Genomic DNA, 24,380 nt, shown 5'->3' with positions numbered 1-24,380 from the left:
GATCACCCACGTGTTCCCGACACGTTCCGGTACGCTAAAGCTTGCAAACGGCTAATTTGTTGCGCCCGCCATTAAATATATAACATACAGCTGCCACAAAATGAAAAACCGAGCCCGGAGCGTGCCGCGTGCCTAAGCCCCCAGCGACCCAAGCGCCCACGAAAATCCGCCGCGGACGCCCGCCGCGCATCACGCGCGCATTGATTCTTGCGGAAGCGCAGAAGCTGCCGATGGGCGAGCTGACGATGCAGCGCGTCGCCGACGAACTCGACGTGCGCCGCGCCGCGGTGCATCGCCACTTCTCGTCGCGCGAATCGCTGATCGCTGCGGTTGGCGAACAGGCGGTCGCGAGTTTTCAGCCGCTACCGATCGACTCGAAGCACTGGCGTGCGTGGTTGAAGGAGGCGTTCCTGCAGCTGATCGATTTCATGCGCAGGAATCCCGCGGTACTGGCCTTGCGCTCCTGGGATCAAACCGCCTGGGCGATCCTGCCGTTCGCGGAAGCGGCAGCGGAAACCTTGGTGAAGGCCGGCTTCACTGAAGAAGAAGCCTTGCACCTCTGGCGCATGGTGTTTCACTACGCCTACAGCGGCGCCTGCTCGATTCAGGCCAGCCCGAGCGGCGAGCATCGCCACAAGACAGCCGAGAAGTTCAGCGCCTCCGGCAAGTTTCCGCATCTGGCTGCGGTCCTGCCTAAGTTCAACGAGGACCCGGCCTTGAGTTTTGCGCGCTCGCTGGAATGGTTGCTTTCCCAGCTGGCGGAGCCTCGCACAAGAAAATCGCGAACAGTAAGGCGGAAATAGGCCGATTGCCGACGCCAGCACTTACCGGTCTGGTCAGGCAGCGCGGCCAACGCGCTTCACACGTGTCCGATACGCGTGCACATTGTCCCCGGAGATTTGCGTCCGCTGCGTGCCGGTCACATCACCGATTTTCGCGTCCGTGCCGGTGACCGGATCGGCTTCGACGACGGTCTCGCGTTCGAACGCGTGGGATTTGTCGGTGTTGCGGTAGTACCGATACAGGGCCCAGTAAAGGCCGATGGCGCTGGCGGGGCCAACGAGGAGGAGCAGCCAGATGCCGTCGCCTTCGCTCATATCCCCGTCCCCAAGATCCACAGTGCGATGCCCTCGACGAAGGTGCCCACCGTGAGCGCGGCCAGCAGCAGTTTCCACTGCTGCACCGGCACGCTGCCCATGGTTTCACCGGTGCGGCCGTTCACCGCGATGTAGTGCAACATGCCATTCTTGCCGCCCGGCTGGTGGTACGAGTAGAGCCAGACCGGCAGGTACATCGACACCCAGCGCGTGCCGTGCACGTCGAGGCGTTCCTGCTCCCAGCGCACGCCACGATCGTATTTGCGCACCGATGATGCGACCTGCGCGCGCGCGATGGACAGCAACTGGTCTTCGAGGCGCGGCCGCAGTTCCTCGACGTCGCGATCGCGCTTCTCCGACGTCACGCCGTTCAGATAGGACGCATTCCACTTCACCGCGTTCTTGGTGTCGAACGGCAGGATCGTGTTGATGATGTTGTTGGTGTTGGTCTTGATGTCCAGGTTGCCGCGCATGCCGGAGGATTCGAGCGGCAGGTCGTCCACGGTGAAATCGACATGCCGGTCTACCTGGTACACGTCGGCATCGTAGTAGGTTTCCTTCTTGTCGCCGGTACCGCGCGTGTAGCACGCCGTTTGGATTTCGCCCTCGCCCGAGATGTCGGCGCTCGCCCTGCCGTCGATGATCATGTACGGCAGGTAGACGGCGATCACGTTCTCGGGCGTGAACTGTTCCTTGAATGCCTTCAGCGCGAACATCCGACGCTTGCCGACGAACTGGCGGATGCGCGCCACCGCGTCGTCCTTCTTGATGTGAAACGGCAGCACCGCGTCCGGCACCGCGCCGTTGGCCACCTGCTCGTTGACGCCAAAGACATGGCGGCACCAATGGCAGCGCGCCGTCATCTGGCTTTCGGTATTGACCGTCACCTCGGCGCCGCAGCCGCTGCACTTGAAGGTCATCAGGCTCTTGGCATCGTCGTCGATGTCCACCGCGCCGGACGCGATGATCGTGCCGGTGAGATCGTCCAGACCGGCGCCGAGCCCGAATTCCTCCTCGACTCGCGCACCTTGCCACTGGTGGCGGCAGTACACGCAGACCAGCAGATCGCTACCCGCCTTGTGGCGGATGTCGGTCGCACCGCATTTCGGACAGCGGTTGAGCCCGTCCTTGAGTTCGGCAGCGGACGTGTCGATGGCGACCGGGTCCGGTGCCAGCACCTCGTCGCGGATGGGTTTGGGCAACGTGCCCGGGTCGATCGGAAAACTGCCGGGCAGTGGCGGCACGTCCTGCGGCGACCCAGGGCCAGAAGGGCCCGGCGGTGTGTTGGCGTTGGACATCGGGTTGCGCCGTCCGCGGCTTACAGACCCAGGGCCTTGGACTTGGCCGCGTCGTAATCGGCCTGCGTGATCAAGCCGAGATCGAGCATCTCCTTGGCCTTCTTCAACTTGGCGATCGGGTCATCGGCTGCCGGTGCCGCCGGCGCAGCGGGTTGCTGCAGGTTGCCGAGGCCGCCGACCATGCCGGCTGCCATGCCGACACCCACCAGGCCACCCGCACCGCCCTTCTCGCCGGCCGACTGCAGGCCCGCCGCGACGCTCGCCTGCAGATTCGAATTACCGCGCGCACCGGACAGAGCGTCGGCGCGCTGCACGGTCTTGAGCAGTTCCTTGGTGTTCGCGTCGTATTCGATCGAGACGATCGCGGTCTTGGCGATGACCAGACCGCGATCCGACTTCCATTGATAGCCGCTCTCCACCGCAGCAGACAGGCTCCTGGCAAAACCGACGGAGTCCTGCTGCAGCTTGGTGATGCGATTGTTCTTGCCCGGGTCGTTCGTGTACAGGCTGAACGCCGGCGCGAGCGAACCCACCACTTCATTGAACAGCTGGCTGGCGGCCGCGTTGTCCATGTCGCTGAAGTCGAAGACCTGGCCGGGCTGCAGGTAACTCGCCGGCACGAAGTTCTTCACGAACAGGATCGGATCGACGATCTTCAACGTGTACGAGCCGCGCGTCACCGCACCGACCTGCGTGCCGAGGAATCCGTCGTCCCAGTAGATTTCGGATTGCGTTCCGAAGCGGTTATCCGGCAGTTCCTTCAGCGAGACGAAGAACGCGGCCTGCTGCGAACCCGGTTGGCCACCGAACTTGAATCGCTCCCAGCTCTGCTTGATCAGCGAGTCGACGAGGTTGTCGCCGGCGAAGATCGACTTCGAATTGAGATCGTCCGATCGCCATTCATAAGCACCCGGCTCGGCAGCAAAGCCTGTAGCGGCGCCATCCTGGAACAGCAGCAGACCGTAGCCTTCGGGAACGACGATCTTCGAGCCATTGCTGATGACGTTCGAAGAGCCCTTTGTATTCGAACCCCGTCCGGCATTGCTGCCGCGCGGCACCGCGGCGAACAGTGCCGCCGTCGCCGGCAGGCCGTCCGGAACCGTGTAGAAGTCCTTCCACTGGTCAGCCAGCGCACCGCCGATCGAACCCACCGCTGCTTGAACGAGCCCCATGAGATCACTCCCTGATTCGTGGCGGACAGCGTACCCTCCTTGCGCGAAAAACTATACATTCCCGGGACAGCAAACCAGCGAGTATCGCCACTGGGTTGGCAGCTCGATCGCGCGCTCGCCGCCTCCTGTCGGTGTGCGCCGGGGCATGCTCCCGTTTGACTTAAAGTATCTGAAGCCCTTCGAGTTCATGGTAGGAGTTTTTTGACGATCGCGATCGTTATGGGCGTGTCCGGCGTCGGCAAATCGACCTTGGCCCGCGCGCTGTCGGAGAAGCGCGGAGTGCCTTTCGTTGAGGCGGATGACCTTCACTCGGACGAGAACCGTGCGCGTATGGCCGCAGGAATCGCGCTGACCGATCAAGACCGTTGGCCATGGCTAGGTATTGTCGGCGGTGAGCTGAGAGATGCCGCGCATTCCACCGGTGAGGCGATCGGAACGTGTTCCGCGTTACGCCGCGTCTACCGCGACAAGCTGCGAGAAGTGGTAGGGCAACCCATTCTGTTTCTTTATCTTTCGACGGACCATGAACTGATCCGACGGCGAATGACGCAGCGGCACAGCCACTACATGCCTGCCTCGCTGCTGGATAGTCAGATAGCAACACTGGAACCGCCTCAGGACGACGAGTGGAGCGCGACTTTGCCGGCGTCCCAGCCGTTAGACCGCTTGGTCAGGATCGCAGAGACGATGCTGGCGGAAGCGCGCATCTGACGAGTGGCTGCTCCCTGGCGTCGACACGGGCGTGCGCGCCGCTAGTGCTTCAGCGTGATCGTTGGCTGCACGACGCCCTGCGCATCCAGCGTCGACGGTTGGCCGTTGGCGTCCACAGCCTCAGCCAACGGCGTGCCGATCTTCAGCGTCGCATCGGCTGAACTGCCGCCGCCACCGCCGCAGGCGGACAGCCCGCCGAACAAGCAGACGGCCAACAGCAAGCGCAGCTGGCGCCGGCCGGAAATGGTGGTCTTCATTGCCCTGTCCCTGATGGCGCTCATCGCTTAGAAGTCCGCAAGCAGGATGAATGCCTGGCTGGAGCCCGGCGGAATCAGCAGTGGTGACGTGAGGCCGATCGCCTGGGGCGGCAGTGCTGCAGACAACACGATCGACAGCATCGACAGCCGGCCGACTTCGTTGTCGCCGGCATCGACCTGGCCGTTGCCGTTGCGATCGCGCAGCAGACGCAGGGCGGTGATCCCACCTGGCGGCCTGCCGCTGATGTCCAGCGGAATCTTCACGGTCAGCAGCGTCGCAGGCAGCACCGAGTTGTTGCGGAAGGAGAACGTGCCCAGTACGACATCTTCGTCGCCGACGCTCACGGTGCGATCAATTGCCGCGCTGCTGGGCGTCGGCGTGGCGCTGGGCGTTGCCGAACCGGTTGGCGTGGGCACCGGCGTACCGGTCGGTGTGGATGTCGGCGCCGCGGTGGCCGTCGGCGGCGCGGTTGCAGTAGTAGTCGCCGTTGGGGTCGGAGGCGGAGTCGCCGTCGCAACGCCGGTCGGAGCGGGTGTCGGTGTAGCGGCAAACGTTGGCGAGGCCGTCGGCACTACGGTGGGCGTCGCGGTGGTCACAGGTGTGGGTGTAGGCGTACCTGCTGGTGTAGGTGTAGGTGTAGGTGTAGGTGTGGGTGTCGACGATGGCGTCGGCGTCGGCGATGAAGTCGGCGATGCTGTCGGCGATGGCGTCGGTGTCGCGGGGCCGCTACCGGACAGAGCCACCGTGTGTGGCGTATCTGGCGTTTGGTAGGAGCCTTCGCTGGTGGCCACCGTCAGCGTCGCCGAACGCGCGCCCGCGGCGGCGGGCTGGAACTTCACATCCACGGTGCACGACGCACCGGATGCAAGGCTCGTGTCTGCAGCCAGCGCGCAAGGGCTGGTTGCACCCGGCGCGAGGATGAAATCACCCGAATTTCCCGATAGTGACACGCCGCTGACGGTAAGCGCCGGTCCCGCCGGATCGGTGTAAGTATTCGTGACCGTCACGGTCTTGCTGGCGGTCGCAACACCCAGCGCTGCACTGCCAAAAGCCAGCGCGCCCGGCGTGACCGTGATCGGCTTGTAGGCGAAATTCACATCGGTGATCGCCTGCCCGTTGGTCAGGTCGATCTCCGCGACGTTCGCCGTGGCGATGCCGTCACGGTCGTAACTGGGTGCCACCCCTGCCCCCGCGGTGTCGACGACCACGCGATAGGCCCCGACGCTGAACGCATCGAAATAGAACGAATAACCGCCATATCCGTCGGTCGTCGTCGTCGACAGCGTCGCGCCGCTGCTGTCGAGCAGCTTCACCGTGAGTCCCTCGATTCCGCCCTCGGAGTTCGTGTAGGCGTCGTTCACGTACTCCTCATGGTCACGCACGCCATCGGCATCGAAATCGAGCCAGACGAAGCCGCCGACGTAGCCGGAGTCCAGGTACTGGTGAGCGCCGGTGCGGTCGAACACGAAGATGTTGTTGAACTGATCCGTTGCCAGATAAGGCGAGATGCCTTGGACGAAAGGATTCTCGCCATTGAACGGACTGGGCAGGCTGAAGCTGCCGAGATAAGTCCCTTCGGGCGTATAGGCATGGCCACCGCCGAGGCCATCGCCGAGAAAGACCGTGCCGTCGCGGCCGATGGCGAACTGCATGTCCGCCGTCGTCACTCCTGCCTTGAATGGAAAGGCGCGCACAAAGGCATACGCGTTGTCGGGATCGAGCACCTGAACGCGGCTGTTGCCGTAGTCGAGAACGTAGAGCAGGCCGTCGGGACCGAAGCTCTGGAAGTCGAGCGTTCTGAACTCTCCGTCGCCGCTGCCGGTGTCGGTGACGGGGCCAAACCTCAGCGTCGGATTCAGTATCGAATCTTGGGACACCGGGTCGATGGAGTGACCACCCCGAGCTTCGCCTTCCCCAATGACAGTCATCGTCCCGTCATTGCGCAGAGCGATGGACTGCGGGTCGACCATGAACAGGGTATCGGTTTCGACTGTTCTGTAAAGAGTGTCGTAACGGTAGACTTCGAACAGCTGCGGGCTGAAGATCACCAGGATGGGATGATCTGGCAGCTGGAAATCGGGGAGATAAGGCAGCACCCTGTCCGGCGGCATGTAAACCCCGATCCGGCTTGCGGCATTGAGTTTGGATATCGCGGGCAGCCCCGTCACCTGCGTCAGACTGCCTGTGCCCGGATCGATCCGATACAAGTTGCGAGAAGTATCGAGGAGCAGAACCCGGTAGAGATCGGCCGATATCGAAGCGAAAGGCGCGCGGGTCTGCGGCAGCAGGTACTTCAGACCGCCAGGAACCGGAATCTCGCGAACGTAAGTCAGCGGACGGGCCGAAGCCGTGAATACCGGCAGCGCGAGCAGCAGTGCGGCGAACGACACGATTGGCGTACGGAACATACGCGCTCCCCCTCGGTTTCTGACTCGTTCCCCCTGGAGCGAGCGCAGCGCCATCGGAAATGACTGGCTCCCAGTCTAGAGGTCCCGCCTCTTGAGAAATCCCCCCTGTTTGGGGGGAGTGAACCGGATCTTTAAGACCAAGGTCACGCCATCTTTGGCATTGCCGCTCTGTTGTCCTGAATTCCAACTACAGGATCAGGCGGCGATGTGCAGCCCGGTTTGGCGGTCTTGGGCCAAAAGCTGAATTCGCTCTCAGCCTTGGCCCTCAAATCGCCAATCCGTTGTGCACCTGCTGCAGGCGATCCGCCGCTCTACTTGCCGAAGCGCTCGTCACAAACGAACTTGGCGAGATCGACCCCTTTCTCGCTAATGCGCGTGGACGCCGTCCAGAGACAGGTGTGGTAAGTCGGCGGGTATGCCCAGAACGCCGAAATAATCGACCCGCCGATCAGCATGCCGAGAAACAGAGGAATCAGCTTCTGCTGCAACGGGGTCAATGGCTTTCTCCAAAAGTGTCAGGCGCGGGATTCAGCGCGGCACTCTAGCAGTTCGACCATAGAGGGCGCAGGGATCGCATCCCATGATGCGCGAAGCACTACAGTTTGGTTCAGTCGTCCGATTGCCGAAGCGCCTCCACAGTCGTAGGCGGAAACAAGCCTCGGCAAGAAATCCAGCTGATCCTGACAGGCGCCTGCTGACGTTTAAGCTGGAAGCGCACCTTTCTCCAGCAGATTTTTTACTTGGCTCTATAACTGGAGCACACTGACCACAGAACAGCGGCACATAAAAAGGTTACGAGGAGAAGCCCATGCAAGTTGCTGCAAAGCCGTGGCTGCTGCAGAAGTTCACTGACCTCACAGACGCCTTTGCCTGGCCGCTGCGCACATCGCACTATCTCGAACTGGTCAATCCGCTGTGGACGACTCACGCGCTGCAGGCTCGCGTGGTAAGCGTCTGGGATGAAACCGCCGATGCCCGCACGCTGACCCTGAAGCCCGGCGCCAACTGGCGCAGCCATCGACCCGGCCAGCACATGCGCATCGGCGTACCCATCGGCGGCATGCACTACACGCGCACGTATTCGATCAGTTCCGCGCCCGAGCGCGACGATGAGCTGATCACGATCACGGTGAAAGCCATCACCGGCGGACGCATGTCGCACCATCTGGTGCGGCAAATCAAACCGGGCGACTACCTGCCGATCGGCGTTCCGCAGGGCGATTTTTATCTGCCCGACGCCAATCCGGTACAGCCTCTTTTCATCAGCGCGGGCAGCGGCATTACACCGATCATGAGCATGCTGCGCAGCCTGATTGCTCAGGAACGCCTGCCCGATGTCGTCCACATTCACTATGCGCCACACGCCTACGACGTGATCTTCGGCAAGGAGCTGCAGGCGCTCGCGCAGAAGCATCCGCGCTACAAGTTGCATCTGGTCTATACCCGAGAGCCAGGAGAGGCCAGCACAGCCAAACGCCACTTCAACGCCGAGACGCTCGCCAGCGTCTGTCCGGACTGGCGCACACGCGACACCTATGCCTGCGGCCCGCAGGGAATGCTCGACACGATTGAGACGCTGTGGGCCGAAGCGGGTCTGAGTCGCCAGCTGCACACGGAACGTTTCCGTGCCCAGATCGCCGCGGCGCCGAGCGAGATCACCGCCGGCACGGTGCGCTTCGCCAACAGCGCGGTTACGGCGCCGTCCGACGGCATCATCAATCTGCTTCGCCTTGCCGAAGACCACGGACTCAATCCGCCGCACGGTTGCCGCATGGGCATCTGTCACGGCTGCGACGCCACCTTGAAGAGCGGATGCGTGCGCGATCTGCGCACCAACGCACTGCTCAACGAAGTGGGCCAGGTCGTTCAGATCTGCGTCTGCGCCGCTGCAGGCGATGCCGAACTCGATCTCTAGAACTGCCGGAGCAAACCATGGGCATGCCCACACATCTGAGCGCTGGCGACATCGAAGAGTTCGGTCGCGAGATGGACGCGATCCGCAACGAGGTGATGGACTCACGCGGCGCTGAAGATCGCGCCTACATCCTGAGGATCATCCGCTGGCAACGCAGCCTCGCGCTCGGCGGACGCGTCGTCATGTTTCTGAGCCTGCTGCTTCTGCCCGCGTCCACGCTGCCGTACGCAGGCTGGCCGCAGTTCCTGATTGTGCTGGGGCTGGGCACGACCATGCTCGGCCTCGCCAAGATCATCGAGAACATGGAGATTGGTCACAACGTCATGCATGCGCAGTGGGACTGGATGCGCGATCCCGAGATCCAGAGCAACACCTGGGAGTGGGACAACGTCTGCCCCAGTGACCAATGGAAGCACAGCCACAACGTCGTCCATCACACCTGGACCAACGTGCTCGGCAAGGATCCGGACGTGGGTTACGGCATCATGCGCGTCACGCCGCATCAACGCTGGCGTCCGAAGTACCTGATCCAGCCGGTCACGAACTTCCTGCTCAACGTCCTGTTCCAGTGGGGTGTGGCGATACACGACGTCGAAGTCGACAAGATTCTCGAAGGCAAGAAGTCCCTTGCTTCGGTGCGGCCCCTGTTGCGCCGCATTGCCTGGAAAGCGGTACGTCAGCTGCGCAAGGACTATCTGCTGTGGCCCGCGCTGGGCGCACTGCTGACCGTGCCGTTCTCCCTGATCCTGCAGCTCGACATCCCGCACATCGCGCTGCTGGCGTTTGGCTTCATAGTCCTCGGCAACGCGATTGCCAACCTGATGCGCAACGTCTGGTCCAACGTCATCATCTTCTGCGGGCACTTTCCGACCGGCGTTCATCACTTCACGAAGGAAGAGGTCGAAGGCGAGACGCGTGCGCGCTGGTATGTACGTCAGTTGCTTGGTAGCGCCAACATCGGCGGCGGCGACCTGTTCCACATCCTGAGCGGCAACCTCAGTCACCAGATCGAACACCACCTGTTTCCTGACATGCCGAGCAATCGCTACCCGCAGGTGTCGCCCCGCGTCAAAGCCCTCGCTGCGCGCTATGGACTGCCTTACAACACGGGCTCGCTCACGAAGCAGTTTGGCACGACCACGTGGACAATCTGGCGGCTGGCGTTTCCGGGTGGACGGATTACAGCTTCGGTGTTGCCGGCATAACAATCCGCGGCTCTGTCGTTTCTATCCGAGGTTGTCACTTTCCTACCCGCGATAGGCGAGACTTGTCGGTGCCGACATGGCGTTGCCCACTGTTTCATACGCGCAGTGGCAGCAGGCGACTCACCAGCGCCACTGCCCTGCCACCGCGAAGCGCTGAATCTCTAACTCGCCCTCGGGCTTGGCAAACAAGCCCGTTGCCATCAACTGCAAGCGGTCCGTCACCGCATAGAAAAGACCGGCATCGAGCTGCACGCCCGCACCCTCGTCGTCGGAGCTCAAACGCACGTCCGCAGCGCGGACCTTGCGCTCCGACCGCCAGTAGTACGGTCCGGCAGCCAGACTGAGCCCGAGCTGATCCAGCAAGGGCTGCTTCCAACGCAACCGTACGGCCAGTGCATCTCCGCCGACGGGTAGCTCCCGGACGACGGCTGCAGCCAGCGCTGCAGGATCCGCAGCAGTGCCTGTGATACGGACATCATAGGAGCCGAGGTCGTCGTAGCCCAGTTCAAGACTCAGTTGGCGCCAGAGGTCTCGGCCGACATACAGACCGAAGCTGCTGTCCGCGTCGTCCAGATCAACCTGAGCCCCCGTGTAGCCGGAGGATGCCAGGTGCCGCGCAATCCTCGTCGAACTGCCGGACTCAGCAATGCCGACGCCGACGCCCGCATACCAGTCCGCAGGCAACTCGGACGCGGATGACGACTGCGCAGCGGAGACGCCGGGCAGCATGATGGCGAAGACGGCCGCGAGCGGCAGAACCTGCCGCCGGCGCAGCAGCGCGCCGAGCAACATCACCAAACCACTCAGCAGCGACCAGGAACCGCCGCCGGAGCCGCGCACTTCGACGATCGGCAAGGGCACCGGATCATCTTCGACGATAGTTGCAGTCGCTGAAGAAAGCGCCTTGGGCGCAACAGTACCGGCAGCGGCCACCGGCTCCACGCTCACGTTGAAGGTTTCGTCGCCCTCGTAGATATCATCGTCAAGGATGACGAGCGTCACTCTCAGCGGTCCAGCCTCGCCGTCGGCGAACGTCAGCACTTCATCAAGCGCTTCGTAGTCTTCACCCGCGGTCGCGGTGCCATCGCTGGTGCGCAGGCGTACGCGCAGCGGGCCTTCGGCGCCCTGGCTGCGGACCACCGTGATAACGCCCTGCCCTGCATCCTCGTCGATGCTGATATCCGCAGTAACGAACCCCGCTTCACCGTTATCCGCGACCGGCCTGACGGTAACGACAACCGTTGCGGTAGCGGTGCCACCACGGCCATCGGCAATGCGATAGCTGAAGCTGTCAGTGCCGTTGAAGTCCGGATTCGGCCTGTAGCCGAGGCGCGCGGGTCCGCTGAGTATTTCGACGCTGCCGTTGTCCGGTTGGGTGACCGATGCAATGCTCAGGCTGTCACCGTCTGCATCGCTGTCGTTGGCAAGCACGTTGATTGCCGTCAAACCGCTGTCTTCATCGACGATGCTGGAATCAGCAAGCGCCTGCGGCGCGCTGTTGGCCGGCGCGGGACTGTCGTCGTTGAGTATGGTCAAGGTCGTGCTGCCGGGGCTGCCGAGCACGGCATTGGTGGGCGCTCCCAGGGTCAGCACCACGGTCTCGTTCGATTCCGTCAATGCATCGTCGGTGATCGCCACGACGAACGTCGTGCGGGTCTGGTTAGGCGCGAAGCTGATGCTGCTGACCGCGAGGCTGAAGTCACCGCTGCCCGCACTGCCGCCGCCGACACTGATCGGAACAGTCACCGCTTCGGCAGACGCCCGGCTCAACTGCACCGTCAGCGTGGCGCTGCCCGCACTCTCCGGTACGGCCTCGATGGCTGTAGCGAAGCTGACCGCAGGCATGGCGAGGTCGAAGATCGCCCGCACTGCACTGCTCGCTGCCATCGGCACCACGCAAGTCCCGCTACCGCTGCAGGCACCGGACCAGCTGACGAAAACACTGTTCGCGCCCGGCGTCGCGCTGAGCGCAACACTGGTACCGGGCGGATAGGCCGCTGCACAACTGCTGCCACAGTTGATGCCCGCGGGACTGCTGGTGATCGTGCCCGCCCCCGTGCCGCCTCGGCTGACACTCAAGGTGAGAGATTTGAGCGTGAAGGTCGCCGTCACATTCTTCGCTGCATCCAGCGTGACACTGCACGACCCTGCACCGCTGCAGGCGCCGGACCAGCCGCTGAAGTTCGAGTTCGCACTCGGGCTTGCGGTCAGCATGACCACGGCGCCGTCGGCGTAGGCTTCCGTGCAATCGGTGCCGCAGCTGATGCCGGCGGGACTGCTGCTGACGCTGCCAGTTCCGCTGCCTGCGAGCGAGACCGTCAGGTCACGCTGCTTGAGTGTGAACGTCGCGGTGGCGCTCTTGCCGGAATTCATCGTGACAGTGCAGGTGCTTGTGCCGGTGCAGTCGCCAGACCAGCCCGCGAAGTCGGCGTTGGCGCTTGGTGTCGCGGTCAGCGTCACCACGGTGCCGTCTGCGTAGACCTCTGTGCAATCGGTGCCGCAGTTGATGCCGGCAGGACTGCTGCTGACGCTGCCGGTTCCGCTGCCTGCGAGCGTGACGGTCAGGTCACGCTGCTTCAGCGTGAACGTCGCGGTGGCGCTCTGGCCGGAATTCATCGTGACGGTGCAGGTGCCCGTGCCGGTGCAATCGCCGGACCAGCCCGCGAAGTCGGCATTGGTGGCGGGTGTCGCGGTCAGCGTTACCACGGTGCCGTCTGCATAGGTCTCTGCGCAATCGGTGCCGCAACTGATACCGGCGGGACTGCTGTTGACGGTACCGCTGCCGCTGCCTGCGAGAGCGACGCTGAGATCCCGTTGCTTCAACGAGAACGTGGCGACAACGCTTCTCGCCTCGCTCATCGTGACGCTGCAAGTCGCAGTGCCGCTGCACGCGCCGGACCAGCCGGTGAAATCCGAGGTGCTGCTGGGCGCTGCACTGAGTGTCACCTCGGTCGCGTCGGCGAACGTGGCGTTGCAGCCGGTCGGCGCCGTGGTGCAACTGATACCCGCCGGGACGCTCGTGACCGTGCCCGTTCCGGTGCCTGCGGTGCTGACGCTGAGCGCGAAGTCACTCTGCTCGTCATCGACAATGGTGGCAACCGCTTCGCCGGTGAGGATGCTGACCGGGTACAGCTGGTTGAGGATGATCGAGACGTCGTTGCTGAGGTAGTTGCTCGTGACCAGATCGGGATGGCCGTCGCGGTTGAAGTCGCCCACGGCAATGGCCCTCGGATAGGAGACGACCGCGAAATTGCCCGCAGCGGCGAAGCTCGGCATGGTCTCGCCGGCTGAGGTGGTGTTGAGCAGCACCGAGGCGGCGCTGTCGATGCTGTTGTCGTCTCCGCTGACCGCCACGGAGAGATCCGGTTTGCCGTCGCCATTGAGATCGCGGATCGCGATGGAGGAAGGCGTGTTGCCGACACCGAGATTGCTGACCGTGCCAAACGTCGCCGCGTTTGCATTGAGGGCCGTGTTGTTGAAGCGGACCGAGACGCTGTCGTCATTGGCGTTTGCCGTGACGAGATCGGGACGACCATCCCCATTGAGATCGCCGAGTGCAACGGACTGTGGCCCATTGCCGACACTAATGTTGTTGGCGGCGGCAAAGCTGGCGACGCTCGCCCCTGCGGCCGTGGTATTGAGCAGGATCGAGACGTTGTCTGCGTTGTAGTTTGCGATCGCGATGTCGAGCCGGCCGTCGCCATTGATGTCGGCAACGGCCACCGAGTACGGAGTGCTGTCGGCGGCAAAGTTGCTCGGCGCGGCAAAGCTGGCCACCGCTGCGCCCGGAACCGTTGTGCTGAGCAGAACCGCTGCCGAGTTGGCGCCGTTATCTGCAACCGCGATATCGGCTCGGCCGTCTCCGTTGAAATCGCCGAAGGCAACCGCGATGGGGTAGTTGAAGGTGGAGAACGTACTTGGCGCAGAGAAGCTCACGGTGGTCGAGCCGGTCACGGTTGTGTTCAGCAGCACCGAGATGCTGTCGATCCTTGCGGAAGCCATGACAAGATCGAGACGACCGTCGCCATTGAGATCGCCGATCGCAACCGACTGCGGGTCGCGGATAGCAAAGCGGGCAGCCGCAGAGAAGCTTGCAGAGACCGCTCCTGGCGCGGTGGTGTTGAGCAGCACTACCACTTCACCGTTATCGTTATCGTCTTCCGGCAATGCCACGGCAACGTCGGGACGGCCATCACGATTGAGATCGCCGACGGCGACCGAGTTGGCGGGGGCGCCCACTGCAAAGTTGCTTGCCGCTGCAAAGCTCGCATCGGACGCGGCAGGCACGGTGGTGCTGAGCAGCACCGAGACATTGCTGCTGTTCAGATACGAGGTCGCCAGATCCGCGAGACCATCGCCATTCAGATCGCCCATCGCGACAAATAGCGGAAAGGTACCGACACTGAAGCTGCTCGCGGGCGCAAACCGAGCAACAGCCGCGCCGGGTGCGCTGATATTGAGCAGTACCGAGGTGCTGTCGCCGTATAAATTGACCACCGCAAGATCGGCCCGACCATCGCCGTTGAGATCGCCCACCGCGGCTCCGAACGGGTTGGCGCCGACGCCGAAGTTGCTGGCAGCAGCAAAGCTCGCAGCGGCGGCGCCGGATGTGGTGGTGTTGAGGAGCACCGAGATGTTGTCGTCGTCACGATTGACCGCGACGAGATCGGCACGGCCGTCGCCATTGAGATCGCCCATGGTGACGTTGCCCGGCGCAGCCCCCACGCTGAAATTGCTGGCGGCCGAAAAGGTCGGCGAGGTCGCGCCCGCCGCCGTGGTGTTGAGCCGCACCGAGACGTTGTCGTCATTGAAGTTGGCGGAGGCCAGATCGGGGCGGCCGTCCCCATTGAGATCGCCGAGAGCTGCGGAAAATGGGTTGGCGCCGACGGCAAAGTTGACGGCAGCAGCGAAGCCGGGGACCAGCGCACCCGATACCGTCGTATTCAGCAACACGGAAAGGTTGCTGCTGTCGAAGTTCGATACCGCGAGATCGGGCTTTCCATCACCATTGATATCGCCGGCGACCACCGAACGCGGGCCATCGTCTGCGGCAAAGAAAGTCGGGGCGGTAAAGCTCGCGGTCGCCGCTCCGGGAGTGGCGGTGTTGAGGAGAACGGCGACCAGGTTGCCGCTGGTCGCCACCGCAAGGTCGGCGCGGCCATCCCCGTTGAAGTCGTTCACGTCGACAGAGGTCGCAGGATAGCTGACCGTGAAGCTACTGACCGCGGCAAATGTCGCTGTTGTCGCGCCGGGCGAGGTCGTGTTCAGTAGAACCTTGACGCCATAGCCGTTAAAGCTGGCTGCCGCGAGATCGGGCTTGCCATCGCCATTGAAGTCACCGACGGCAACGGAGGAGACGCTATCACCGGTGGGAAAGTTGCTGGCGACCGCATAGTTCGGCGTCGGTCCGGCATTGATCGCCGACACCAGTTGAACCAGGAACTGCTCGTCACCTTCGGCGATGGTGTCGCCGTTGATGGTGACTGGCAGATTGATGCTGGTCTCACCCGCCGGCAGCACGACACTTCCGGCAGTCACCGCGACGTAGTCCGTACCCGAAGTGGCTGGATTCGCCGAGCTGACGCTGGTCTGGTAGATCAGGCCAATATTCTCGGTCGCCGCACCCGTGCGCGTCACCGGCACATCGAGGACGGAGGTACCGGCATTGCCTTCGCTGGCTGAGGCATCGCCGGCACTGATGATCGCCGTTTGCGCGTAAGCCCCAGGGCAAAGGCCCAGACCCAGCACCGCGCTGCCTAGGGCCACGCGAATGAATGAAGCAACGAGGATACGTGTGCTGCGCGCTGTCTGGATCATGAGCTGTCCTTGCGAATACCTGGCACATCCAAGACGCGCCTTTCCGTCAGGGGAATCGTCGCAGGCATCGACGCGTACGAACATCCGACAAAGGTACTAGTCCGTAGCGCGCGGAAGGGGTCGCAAGACACAGAAGGCGGGTCAGCGATATCTGCGACAGCGGATGCGCTCATCCAGGAAGATTGCGTACTCCCGAGCAAGGAGAGCCAGATCTCATTAGCTGCCTTGAATGCCCGCTTTGCCGGCGGCTACTGGATACTCGCCGTATGTGGTCTGTGCTGCTTCGAGCCGGCCATCCGCGACAGTCGATTCGGTGCCAGAAGCGGGCCGTCGCGACCGACCTCTCTGGAGAACGTCAACGTCCGAATTGAATCAGATGCGCAGCGCATAGCTGAGCGGTCACAATAGCGAATGAAAATACCCAAGGGCTTGCAGCCGCTGATCGATGACGCCGTCATCGACGAAGTGATTCGTCCTCTCAAGAGCGGCAAGGAAGCTTCGGTTTACCTGATTGCCTGCGGCCGCGAAATTCTCTGTGCAAAGGTCTACAAGGCAGCGGAGAAGCGCGGCTTTCACAAGCTGGCCGAGTATCAGGAGGGTCGCAAGGCACGCGGCAGTCGCGAGGCGCGAGCGATGGGCAAGCACAGCAAGTTCGGACGCAAGGAACAGGAAGTCGCCTGGAAGAGTGCCGAAGTGGACGCGCTCTACCGCCTCGCCGCCGCAGGTGTCAGGGTGCCGCGGCCTCACGGTTTTCATGAAGGCGTTCTGCTTATGGAAGTGATCGCCGATGCCGCGGGCGATGTTGCTCCACGACTCAATGATGTCGAGCCAACGCCGGAGCAAGCGCGCGAGTGGCATCACTTCCTGATGTCACAGATCGTGCTGATGTTGTGTGCCGGGTTGATCCACGGTGACCTTTCAGAGTTCAACGTGCTGGTCGATGCACATGGCCCGGTGATCATTGATTTGCCGCAGGCCGTCGACGCTGCCGGCAACAACAATGCCTTCCGAATGCTGGCGCGCGATGTCGACAATATCACTGCCTATTGCGGCCGCTTTGCGCCCGAGTTGCTTGCCACCGAGTACGCGCATGAAATCTGGAAGCTCTATCAGAGCAGTGAACTGCGTCCTGATAGTCCGCTGACCGGACGCTTCGTACACGACGCGACAGCAGCGGACGTGGGTGATGTGCTGCATCAGATCGACGAGGCACGGCGTGAAGCCGAGCGCCGCCAGCGCGGACGCGAGGAAGCAGAAGCGGGCCTGAACGACTAGAGAATATGCATTCGCCGGGTTTCTCCGGGCTTATGTCCTGACCCGAGCTTTGCCCCGCCAGGCACAAGGCTCAAGCAAGCTGCCGGCGCCGAACATACCAGATCGACGGTCTCCGCTCGGCGACCACGTGCCGCCAGAGCGATTGGCTGTTTTGGGGAGGCACTCTTGTTCTCGGCCACTTCCGTCTGTGGGCCAATCAGAGGCCATCGCCGCAGCAGCAAAAGCGGCACCTCACGAACGACTGCTCTCCGTCGTTCTAGCCTTGCGGCGATGAGCCTAGAACGTAGCTCCAACGGTGACTCGAACCGCACGGGGCTCGACCGGATGGAAATGGAAGTCGGATACACCTTCCGCCGGTTCGCCTGGCAGGCGCGATTCGTAGAAGTAAGTGATGTCGTTGTCGTTGCTGTCGAGCAGATTCAGCACCGTCAATGAAATGAGGTACTGATCCAGCAATCGGTAGCTCATCTGCGCATTCACCACGGTCGTGGCCTTCGATCGTGCGGTGTTGTCTTCGACCAACGGCCCCTCGCCGAGGTAACGCAGGCGCAGGCCGCCGCTCCAGTTGCTGATCTCGGGAATGGTGAAGCCCAGGGAGAATACGTCTTCGATCGAGTTGGGAATGCGGTCGCCCTCGCCGGCCGGGACATCCAGCCTGCCGCGCGAAAACGCATAGTCAGCATCGACGATCAGCCAATCGGCTGGCCTGTAGTACAGCGAGAACTCGACGCCGCGTCGATCGCTCGGCGGCCCGGCCTCGCTGTTGCCGGCATCGCCGATATAGACCAGTTCGGAATCCGAAGCCAGTGTCCATAGCGTCGCGGAGAGCTTGACGTCCGGAATGACGGCGGTGGTCATGCCCAGTTCCGCACCGCGAATCTTGACCAGCGGCGTGACCTTGTCCGCCGGCGTCAGCCGATCGGGGTCTGTCGGGTCAAGGGTGATCGTCGTTCCGCGCGCGTCGTTGCTGTGGAATCCCTCGCCATAGTTGACGAAGAACTCGCTGTGGTTCCAGGGGCCGAACACCAGTGCGAGCTTGGGCGAAACGAGCGCATCGTCGGCCTTGCCGGAGTTCTCATCCAGATCGCTGTCCACCTTGAAGTCATAGCGATCCGCCCGGATGCCCAGCTGCGAGCGGAACCACCCCGACCATTGCTGGGTGCTGCTGGCATAGAGACTGACACTGGACTCATCGACGCTGTCTTCGCGAATGGTCGAGGTGCGCTGCCGTGCCTGGGTGAGATAGAGCCCGACCGGGTCGATCTGATCAAACCGCGTCTGCACGCCCACTTCAAGATCGATGGGCATGGCGGTCGGCAACAGCCAGTAGCGGCTGAGCTTGCCGCCGTAAACCATCCGCTCGTCGAACTGCTCGAACTGATCGTCCGGCAGTGCGTCGGCGTCGGTCGGATCGGACAGGAAGTACGTGAAGTTCGAGTACAGATCCATCTTGTAGCTGAGGGCGTACGCACTGGCATTCCAGCTGCCGAGATCGGCTGACTTGCGCCATTCGCCGTTCAGGCTGAAGCGCCGGGACTCTCCGCCGTCGCTGGGATCGATGAAGCCCAGTTCGCCGATCTGTCCGCTCTGCACCGCGCGCAGGGGAATCTGGTCCGGCGCCGTGTAATCGATGCCGTAGGCTTGCAGGCCGATCGTGAAGCCATCCGTCGGGCTGCCGTAGTTGTAGCGCGCCAGCGCCTTGTAGATCTTGGCGTCCTGCTCCAGATCGTAGGGGCCGTCGTAGCGGGTGACTTCGCCGCCCAGCAGCAGCGTTCCGCCGGCAATCTTCGGAGAACCCGCGAGCAAGGCGTTGTAGTAGCCGTACTCTCCGATCGTGACTCTGGCGATGTTGTTCGGCAGTTCGTCGAGGTAGCGCAGGTTCGCCGAGCCTGCCGCCGCGAAGTCGCCGACCTCGGCGTAGTACGGACCCTTGCGATAGTCCAGCGCACCGATCAGCTCGGGAATGATGAAGTTGATGTCCGCATAACCCTGGCCATGTCCGTGCGTGCGCATGTTGACCGGCAGGCCGTCGACTTCCGTGTAGAAGTCGGTACCGTGATCCAGATTGAAGCCGCGCAGGAAATACTGGTTCGCCTTGCCCTCGCCGCTATGCTGGGTAACGATCAGGCCGGGCACGAATTCCAGCAGCTCGCCGCTGCGGGAAATGGGCCGCTCCGCAAGCTGCTCGACCGTGACATAGCCTTCAGTGGACGAGCGTGCCGCGTCCTGCAGCCTGCCTTCATCGACGACCTCGACCGGATCGAGGACGGCGGGAACGCCTCCCGCCCACGCAGACGACATGGCTCCGAGAAACCCAACGGCGACAACAGCCCCCTGCAAACCGGCAATACGCATTTGATCCCCACACCCGTCAATCGCTATTTTTTCAAACCTTAAATGAACGGATCAGCCACCGTCCATACGTCATCCATCCGAAGGCCGACGCACTCGCAATGCCTGCAATCAGCCTCCGGTCACGCGCTGCCACAACCAGATCGCCGCAATCACGGCGACGACGGCCGAACCGAGCGACAGGATCACCAGCCGATAGAAGCTTGTGCGCCGCAGGAGATAGGCCATCGGCATCAAGGCGGCGACGATCGCCAGTTGCCCCGTCTCGACGCCGAGATTGAACGCCAGGAGACTGAGCAGACGCGAGCTGTCCGGCAATCCGAGTTCGCTCAACGCAGACGCGAACCCGAAGCCGTGGATCAGGCCGAAGATGAAAGCCACCAGCCAGCGACCGCGCGTGGCGATCGGCATCAGGTTGTTGAGCGCGGCGAGCAGCACGGATGCTGCGATGGCCGACTCCACCCAGCGGCTCGGCAGCCTCAGCACGTCGAAGGCGGCCAAGGACAGTGTGATCGAATGCGCGACCGTGAATGCGGTGACCACGCCAAGGACGGGCCACACCGCAGCAGCCAAGGTCGGCTGCGCTTCCCAACGATTCTTGACGCGGACCAGCACGCCCGGCAGCAGCAGCGCGAGCAGGAACAGGATGTGATCGAAACCGATCCAGATATGCCAGATGCCTTCGACCAGATAGTCCGTGAACTGCCGCCACAGCGAGACGGATGCCAGCGTGATGTCGACGACGGGCTGCGAGGGACTCAGCACCGCAGTGTGGGTTTGCTGATCGCCGTGCAGAACCAGGATTCCCCGGTGGGATGGATCCATCTCGAACAGCAATCCATATTCAATGGCGAGGCTGGCCGGCACCTGCGGACAGCTGCCTTCCAGCGAGAACCAGGCGAATCGGCCTTCCAGGCGATCGTTGATCAACAGATCACTGACTTTCAGGGCGCAGGGCCTGTTGTCGGTACGCACCGACAGCGATTGCATCAAAGCCACTTCCAGAGCCGGCTGTGCAAGGCGCAGCTCTCCCCAGGTGATCGCGGCATCGCCATTGGTGTCGATGGCAACCACAAGGTCCAGATCCCGTAGAGCGATCTCCCATTGCCCACTCAGGCGCGATCCATCCACGGCCAGTGTCAGGAAGGCATCGCTGGGGCGATGTGCGTCGGCCCCGGCGCTGAACAGCGCCAGCAGCAGCACGACAGACTTCAGCGCCTTCATGGCGTGCCACCTTCGAGGTAGGGCGTCAGCCGTTCATCCTGCATGCCGCTTTGCTTGAGGAACTCCAGCACGGCTTGCGCTGCAGCGGGCTGCGCCGCGGCACGGGCCGCTTGCAGAAGGACACGCGCATCCCAGGGCTCGCGCTGGATGCTCCAGTTGAGCTGTGCGAGGCGCAGCGCACGTTCGGGATCGCCATGTGCGAGCAGTGCGTATCGCGACTCCTCGCGAAGATGTAGCGCTTCATTGCGCAGATGCGCGTTGGCGAAGCTCGCTTCAAGCTGAGCGTCAAGCGCAGCAAAACCCGGATCATCGAGTTGATGCAGTGCCAGTGCGTGGCGCAGTCGCATGGCGTCCGCCGCGTCCAGCCCTTCCACAAGTGCCAGCACCTCACGCGGGCGCCGCAGATCCAGCAACAGATCTGCATACGCGGCACGCAGACCGAAATCACCGGGCGACCTTGTCAGTCCGGCACGATAGTGAGCCTCCGCCTGCAACGGATGGCCCAGACGCTCGGCCATGTCGCCGAGCTCCGCGGTGATCCATGCCGCGACCTCCGGCGACGCAGCAATCCGCGCATCGCTCATCTTCACAAGCTCGGCGTAAGCCTGCGCCAGCTGCCCGCTCGATCCGGCCACCGACCAGCGACAGGCTCCGGCAACCATCGAATCCGCGACGGCCGCCAGTTTCTCGCAAGCGGCGTCCGCAGCCTCGAAACGGCCGATCACGCGCAGCACCGTTGCCTGTGTCAGCCAGGCCTGTGCGAAGTCCGGCTTCTGCCGAAGTACGAGCGCCAGGTCCTGCAGCGCAGGCTCGAACTCGTGGTGTGCCTGCTTGATGGTTGCACGCAGAAGCACCAGCTCCGGCGGTGCATCGGCCGCCGTCCACCAGGGCATCAGCAGCCCTTGCGCGTAGCCCAGGAAACGCGGATCCGCTTCGCGGCGCGATCGTTCGATGTAGATCTTTGCGAGCGTGGCGGCAACCGTCGGATCGGCTTTCTGATTGGCGCGCGACGACTGCCGCAACATGCCCGAGCGCAGTCCTCCCGGCAGCTGTCCGAGGATCTCGGCGTCGTCAGCCGGCCGGAACGGCGCCGCCTCGGCGGTCGCCGCCATCAGCAGGAACGACAAAAGAAATAGCCCCCGTGGGGAGCGGGGGCTGGAGGTACGCATACGCGCTCTATATGGCTGCCTGGACCTGGCTTCAGATCAGCGGAATCGGCAACGAAGTCTCGTCCGTGTCTGTATCCGAGATCGGCAGATCGTTGAGCAGGATCGGCGCGGCGCCGTCGTTGGTGTTGCTGACGATCTCGTCGGACGCGATCTGCGTTGTCGTCAACGCAGACCCGTTGCGATCCCCGCTGTTGCAAGCCGCAAGCAGGGTCGCCGCCGCGATCAGCAGCAATAGCCGTTCATTGTTTTTCATGGCGTCCTCTCCTACGAGCGTGCGCCGGCCAGCGGCGTGTTCAGGTACGGGAACACCGTCAGATAGTCCGCGGGATTGGGGCGCGCGCCATCGTTGACGACCGCGCCGGCATTCTGCACCGCGGGCGTTGCACCGGCGACGTTGCAGGTCTGCAGGTTGTTGGTGCCGGTCAGCGCACCTTCGGCAACCGTCAGCGCGATATCGACAACGTCGTCGATCGGCCGGCGACCGTTCGGGAAACCGCCCAGATCACAGCCGAGGAAGCCAAGATCGTTCTGCGCAGCGGCGGCGGTGATGCCGACAGCGGTGTTGAGTCGCAGCATCTCGCCGGGCGTCGTCAGATTAGCCGGCGCGGTGAACTTGAACGACTGGCCGTTGACCGGCGTCGTGATGCCCGTGACGAAAGCGGCGAGCAGGTCGGCGCGCGGCGTTGCCGGCGGTTCCACGCCGAAGAGCACGTTCACCAGCACCGGCAGCGTCGGGAACTGCACGTAGGTACCGAAGCTGGCAACGTCGTCCGCCGGCTCGCTGGCATTGAACTTGTCCTTGTCGGTGATGCCGATCACGACTTCGTTCACCAACGGGCTGCCGAGGCGCGAGACCTGCGTCCAGGCTCCACCGTTCTTGACTGGCCCCTGCCCGCTGGCATCCGCCACCGGACCTACCGGCACCGGATTGACGAGACGCGCCTGGCGAACACTCGCCGTCGTCCACGCACCGATGACCGGATCGCTGCCATTGGTCAGGCACGACGCCGGGACTTCCAGCGCGAGCGAAGTGACGTTCTTGTTGCCGATGATATTGCTCGCCGAGTTGCGCGCACCCAGTGGATTCAGGTTGATCTGATCGAATACCTGTCCGAGGTTGACGACGAAACCTTCGCGGCGCTGGCCAACGAACATGCGCGCCGTCCCCGCACAGCCAGGAATATTGATGTTGTAGGTGAAGGCGTTGGCATAGCCGGCATAGTTGGGAATCGACTTGGTTCCGATGTTGTCGACCGGCTTCGTGAACGTCGTCGAGCCACCGCTGGCATTGCTGACGTCGCTGGCGACACCGCTGCGGCGGTTGCCGCGCACGACCTTGACCGAATAGGTTTCCACGACGTTCAGCGCTCCGGTGCTCGAGCCGCTTCCACCGCCGATGTTGACCAGCGGGACTTCAACGCCACCTTCGGGACCGCCGCTGACGGGAACCTTGCCGCCGCTGACGTTGAGTGACGGAATGCTGGCCTGCCCATACTGGTTCCGGAAGCGGAACTGGAAGGTCAGATCCTCGCGCGAGTCGCCCGTGTTATCGACATGGATCTCATAGAGCGCGTCCGGATCCATCGTGAAGTAGTTCGGACCACCGTAGGCGTCCTGCAATGGCTGATAGTTGGCAATCAGCGTGACGAAATCGCTGCGTCCCGACTCGTAGCTGCGGAACATGTAGAAATCAGTGCCATCGACCTTGGGACTGCCGGCAATGAACGGGGCCTCGCGATGGCTGGACGCCTGGGCGGAAGTACCCGCGATCGCTGCCATCGCGCACACGGCCGAGATCAGACATTTTCTGAAGATCATTTCGCAACTCCCCTGGTGCCCCGTGCGATGACGGAGCCGACGTTCTGAACCGTGCCAGCGGCGACGGCATGTGAGGGATCGAATCGGTTAGAACTCGTTCTCTGGGGAGGTTTACGCGGTTTGCCGGAAACTGGATTCACGAGCCTCGAAAGTCGGGGCTGTCATCTTGCGGCGACCATCACGAGGATCAACGTTCCGGCTCGGCAATCATCGCCCTGCGCGTCGCTGTCGATCACATCGTTGCGGGGTTGCGGACGAGTCGCGCGCAACTGCAAGCGACCGTCAGTTTTTGGCCGTCGCAAACTTTCTGCCCGGCCCCTTGGCATTTCCACCCTTGCTGAACGCCGGGGGCGAGTAGAAATTCAAGGTTTTCAGCAGCGTCCTTCCGGTGTTGCGAATCTCGTGCTTCTCGCGCCGCTCGATGACGATCAGCACACCGGACTTCAACGCCGTCTTCTTGCCGGCAACGATGGCAACGCCGGTGCCGCCGACCACGTACAGCCATTGATCGGCCGCGCGATGGTAGTTGTCCGCATCGCCCTCGGACTCGCCGGGCGCAAGCACCATTTCGGCGGCCTGGGCTTTGCGGACTTCCGCGGCGATTCGATAGCCTTTTCCGAAGCGCAGGGTCTTCTTCTTCATGGGCCCGAACCGGCGATGT

Annotated in this window: 18 protein-coding genes; 5 read left to right on the top strand and 13 right to left on the bottom strand. The window is 63.0% G+C overall.

All coding sequences use genetic code 11. The annotated features are described in order from the left end of the window. The first annotated feature begins 128 nt into the window (after window positions 1–128). Complete coding sequence (locus AC3WUF_RS20445) at window positions 129–803, top strand: TetR/AcrR family transcriptional regulator (RefSeq protein WP_492429148.1); 675 nt, start codon at window positions 129–131, stop codon at window positions 801–803. Window positions 804–836: 33 nt separating this feature from the next. On the opposite strand, the gene AC3WUF_RS20440 is transcribed toward AC3WUF_RS20445, so the two are convergent. The 3 genes from AC3WUF_RS20440 to AC3WUF_RS20430 are packed head-to-tail and all read right to left on the bottom strand — an operon-like array spanning window position 837 to window position 3,567. Beyond that, window positions 837–1,097 carry a hypothetical protein gene (locus AC3WUF_RS20440; protein WP_492429146.1) on the bottom strand — a complete coding sequence of 87 codons (261 nt, stop codon included), beginning with the start codon at window positions 1,095–1,097 and terminating at the stop codon, window positions 837–839. Beyond that, the gene (locus AC3WUF_RS20435; RefSeq protein WP_492429144.1) at window positions 1,094–2,395 is read right to left on the bottom strand and encodes a TFIIB-type zinc ribbon-containing protein; all 1,302 of its coding nucleotides are present in this window, start codon (window positions 2,393–2,395) and stop codon (window positions 1,094–1,096) included. The genes AC3WUF_RS20440 and AC3WUF_RS20435 overlap by 4 nt, the downstream gene beginning before the upstream one ends. A gap of 20 nt (window positions 2,396–2,415) precedes the next feature. Further along, window positions 2,416–3,567, bottom strand: a complete 1,152-nt coding sequence (locus tag AC3WUF_RS20430; RefSeq protein ID WP_492429142.1) for an SPFH domain-containing protein — start codon at window positions 3,565–3,567, stop codon at window positions 2,416–2,418. Window positions 3,568–3,768: 201 nt separating this feature from the next. Between AC3WUF_RS20430 and AC3WUF_RS20425 the strand changes: the two genes are divergently transcribed. After that, a complete protein-coding gene (locus AC3WUF_RS20425; protein WP_492429140.1) occupies window positions 3,769–4,278 on the top strand; it encodes a gluconokinase in 510 nt (169 codons plus the stop codon). A gap of 41 nt (window positions 4,279–4,319) precedes the next feature. On the opposite strand, the gene AC3WUF_RS20420 is transcribed toward AC3WUF_RS20425, so the two are convergent. The 3 genes from AC3WUF_RS20420 to AC3WUF_RS20410 all read right to left on the bottom strand — a co-directional run bounded on the left by AC3WUF_RS20420 (window position 4,320) and on the right by AC3WUF_RS20410 (window position 7,441). Beyond that, entirely contained in the window at window positions 4,320–4,535 is a 216-nt protein-coding gene (locus tag AC3WUF_RS20420) for a hypothetical protein (RefSeq protein WP_492429138.1), read from the bottom strand. A 27-nt stretch (window positions 4,536–4,562) separates the two neighbouring features. After that, window positions 4,563–6,998 (bottom strand): choice-of-anchor D domain-containing protein, encoded by a 2,436-nt coding sequence (locus AC3WUF_RS20415; RefSeq protein WP_492429136.1) that lies wholly within the window; start codon window positions 6,996–6,998, stop codon window positions 4,563–4,565. A 257-nt stretch (window positions 6,999–7,255) separates the two neighbouring features. Next, window positions 7,256–7,441 carry a hypothetical protein gene (locus tag AC3WUF_RS20410; protein WP_492429134.1) on the bottom strand — a complete coding sequence of 62 codons (186 nt, stop codon included), beginning with the start codon at window positions 7,439–7,441 and terminating at the stop codon, window positions 7,256–7,258. A 311-nt stretch (window positions 7,442–7,752) separates the two neighbouring features. Between AC3WUF_RS20410 and AC3WUF_RS20405 the strand changes: the two genes are divergently transcribed. Beyond that, the gene (locus AC3WUF_RS20405; RefSeq protein WP_492429132.1) at window positions 7,753–8,859 is read left to right on the top strand and encodes a ferredoxin reductase; all 1,107 of its coding nucleotides are present in this window, start codon (window positions 7,753–7,755) and stop codon (window positions 8,857–8,859) included. 17 nt (window positions 8,860–8,876) lie between these two features. Then, a complete protein-coding gene (locus AC3WUF_RS20400; RefSeq protein ID WP_492429130.1) occupies window positions 8,877–10,064 on the top strand; it encodes a fatty acid desaturase family protein in 1,188 nt (395 codons plus the stop codon). Between the two features lie 120 nt (window positions 10,065–10,184). Here the strand turns inward: AC3WUF_RS20400 and AC3WUF_RS20395 are convergent, their stop codons facing one another. After that, window positions 10,185–15,881, bottom strand: coding sequence for an FG-GAP-like repeat-containing protein (locus AC3WUF_RS20395; RefSeq protein ID WP_492429128.1), 5,697 nt, complete (start codon window positions 15,879–15,881; stop codon window positions 10,185–10,187). A 411-nt stretch (window positions 15,882–16,292) separates the two neighbouring features. On the opposite strand from AC3WUF_RS20395, the gene AC3WUF_RS20390 reads away from it, so the two are divergent. After that, window positions 16,293–17,156 (top strand): PA4780 family RIO1-like protein kinase, encoded by an 864-nt coding sequence (locus tag AC3WUF_RS20390; protein WP_492429126.1) that lies wholly within the window; start codon window positions 16,293–16,295, stop codon window positions 17,154–17,156. 276 nt (window positions 17,157–17,432) lie between these two features. Here the strand turns inward: AC3WUF_RS20390 and AC3WUF_RS20385 are convergent, their stop codons facing one another. The 6 genes from AC3WUF_RS20385 to AC3WUF_RS20360 all read right to left on the bottom strand — a co-directional run bounded on the left by AC3WUF_RS20385 (window position 17,433) and on the right by AC3WUF_RS20360 (window position 24,361). Then, window positions 17,433–19,457 carry a TonB-dependent receptor gene (locus AC3WUF_RS20385; RefSeq protein ID WP_492429124.1) on the bottom strand — a complete coding sequence of 675 codons (2,025 nt, stop codon included), beginning with the start codon at window positions 19,455–19,457 and terminating at the stop codon, window positions 17,433–17,435. A gap of 162 nt (window positions 19,458–19,619) precedes the next feature. Continuing rightward, window positions 19,620–20,732 carry a HupE/UreJ family protein gene (locus tag AC3WUF_RS20380; RefSeq protein ID WP_492429123.1) on the bottom strand — a complete coding sequence of 371 codons (1,113 nt, stop codon included), beginning with the start codon at window positions 20,730–20,732 and terminating at the stop codon, window positions 19,620–19,622. Further along, entirely contained in the window at window positions 20,729–21,859 is a 1,131-nt protein-coding gene (locus AC3WUF_RS20375; RefSeq protein ID WP_492429122.1) for a hypothetical protein, read from the bottom strand. Before AC3WUF_RS20375 ends, AC3WUF_RS20380 begins: the two co-directional genes overlap by 4 nt. A gap of 73 nt (window positions 21,860–21,932) precedes the next feature. Then, window positions 21,933–22,154: a hypothetical protein gene (locus AC3WUF_RS20370; RefSeq protein ID WP_492429120.1), complete on the bottom strand. Its 222-nt coding sequence runs from the start codon at window positions 22,152–22,154 to the stop codon at window positions 21,933–21,935. A gap of 11 nt (window positions 22,155–22,165) precedes the next feature. Next, window positions 22,166–23,719, bottom strand: a complete 1,554-nt coding sequence (locus tag AC3WUF_RS20365) for a DUF4331 domain-containing protein (protein ID WP_492429118.1) — start codon at window positions 23,717–23,719, stop codon at window positions 22,166–22,168. Between the two features lie 282 nt (window positions 23,720–24,001). After that, the gene (locus tag AC3WUF_RS20360; protein ID WP_492429116.1) at window positions 24,002–24,361 is read right to left on the bottom strand and encodes a cupin domain-containing protein; all 360 of its coding nucleotides are present in this window, start codon (window positions 24,359–24,361) and stop codon (window positions 24,002–24,004) included. Between the last annotated feature and the right edge of the window lie 19 nt (window positions 24,362–24,380).

The organism is Fontimonas sp. FW305-C-3 (genome assembly GCF_058783185.1).
This window is presented reverse-complemented; position numbering and strand designations above follow the sequence as displayed.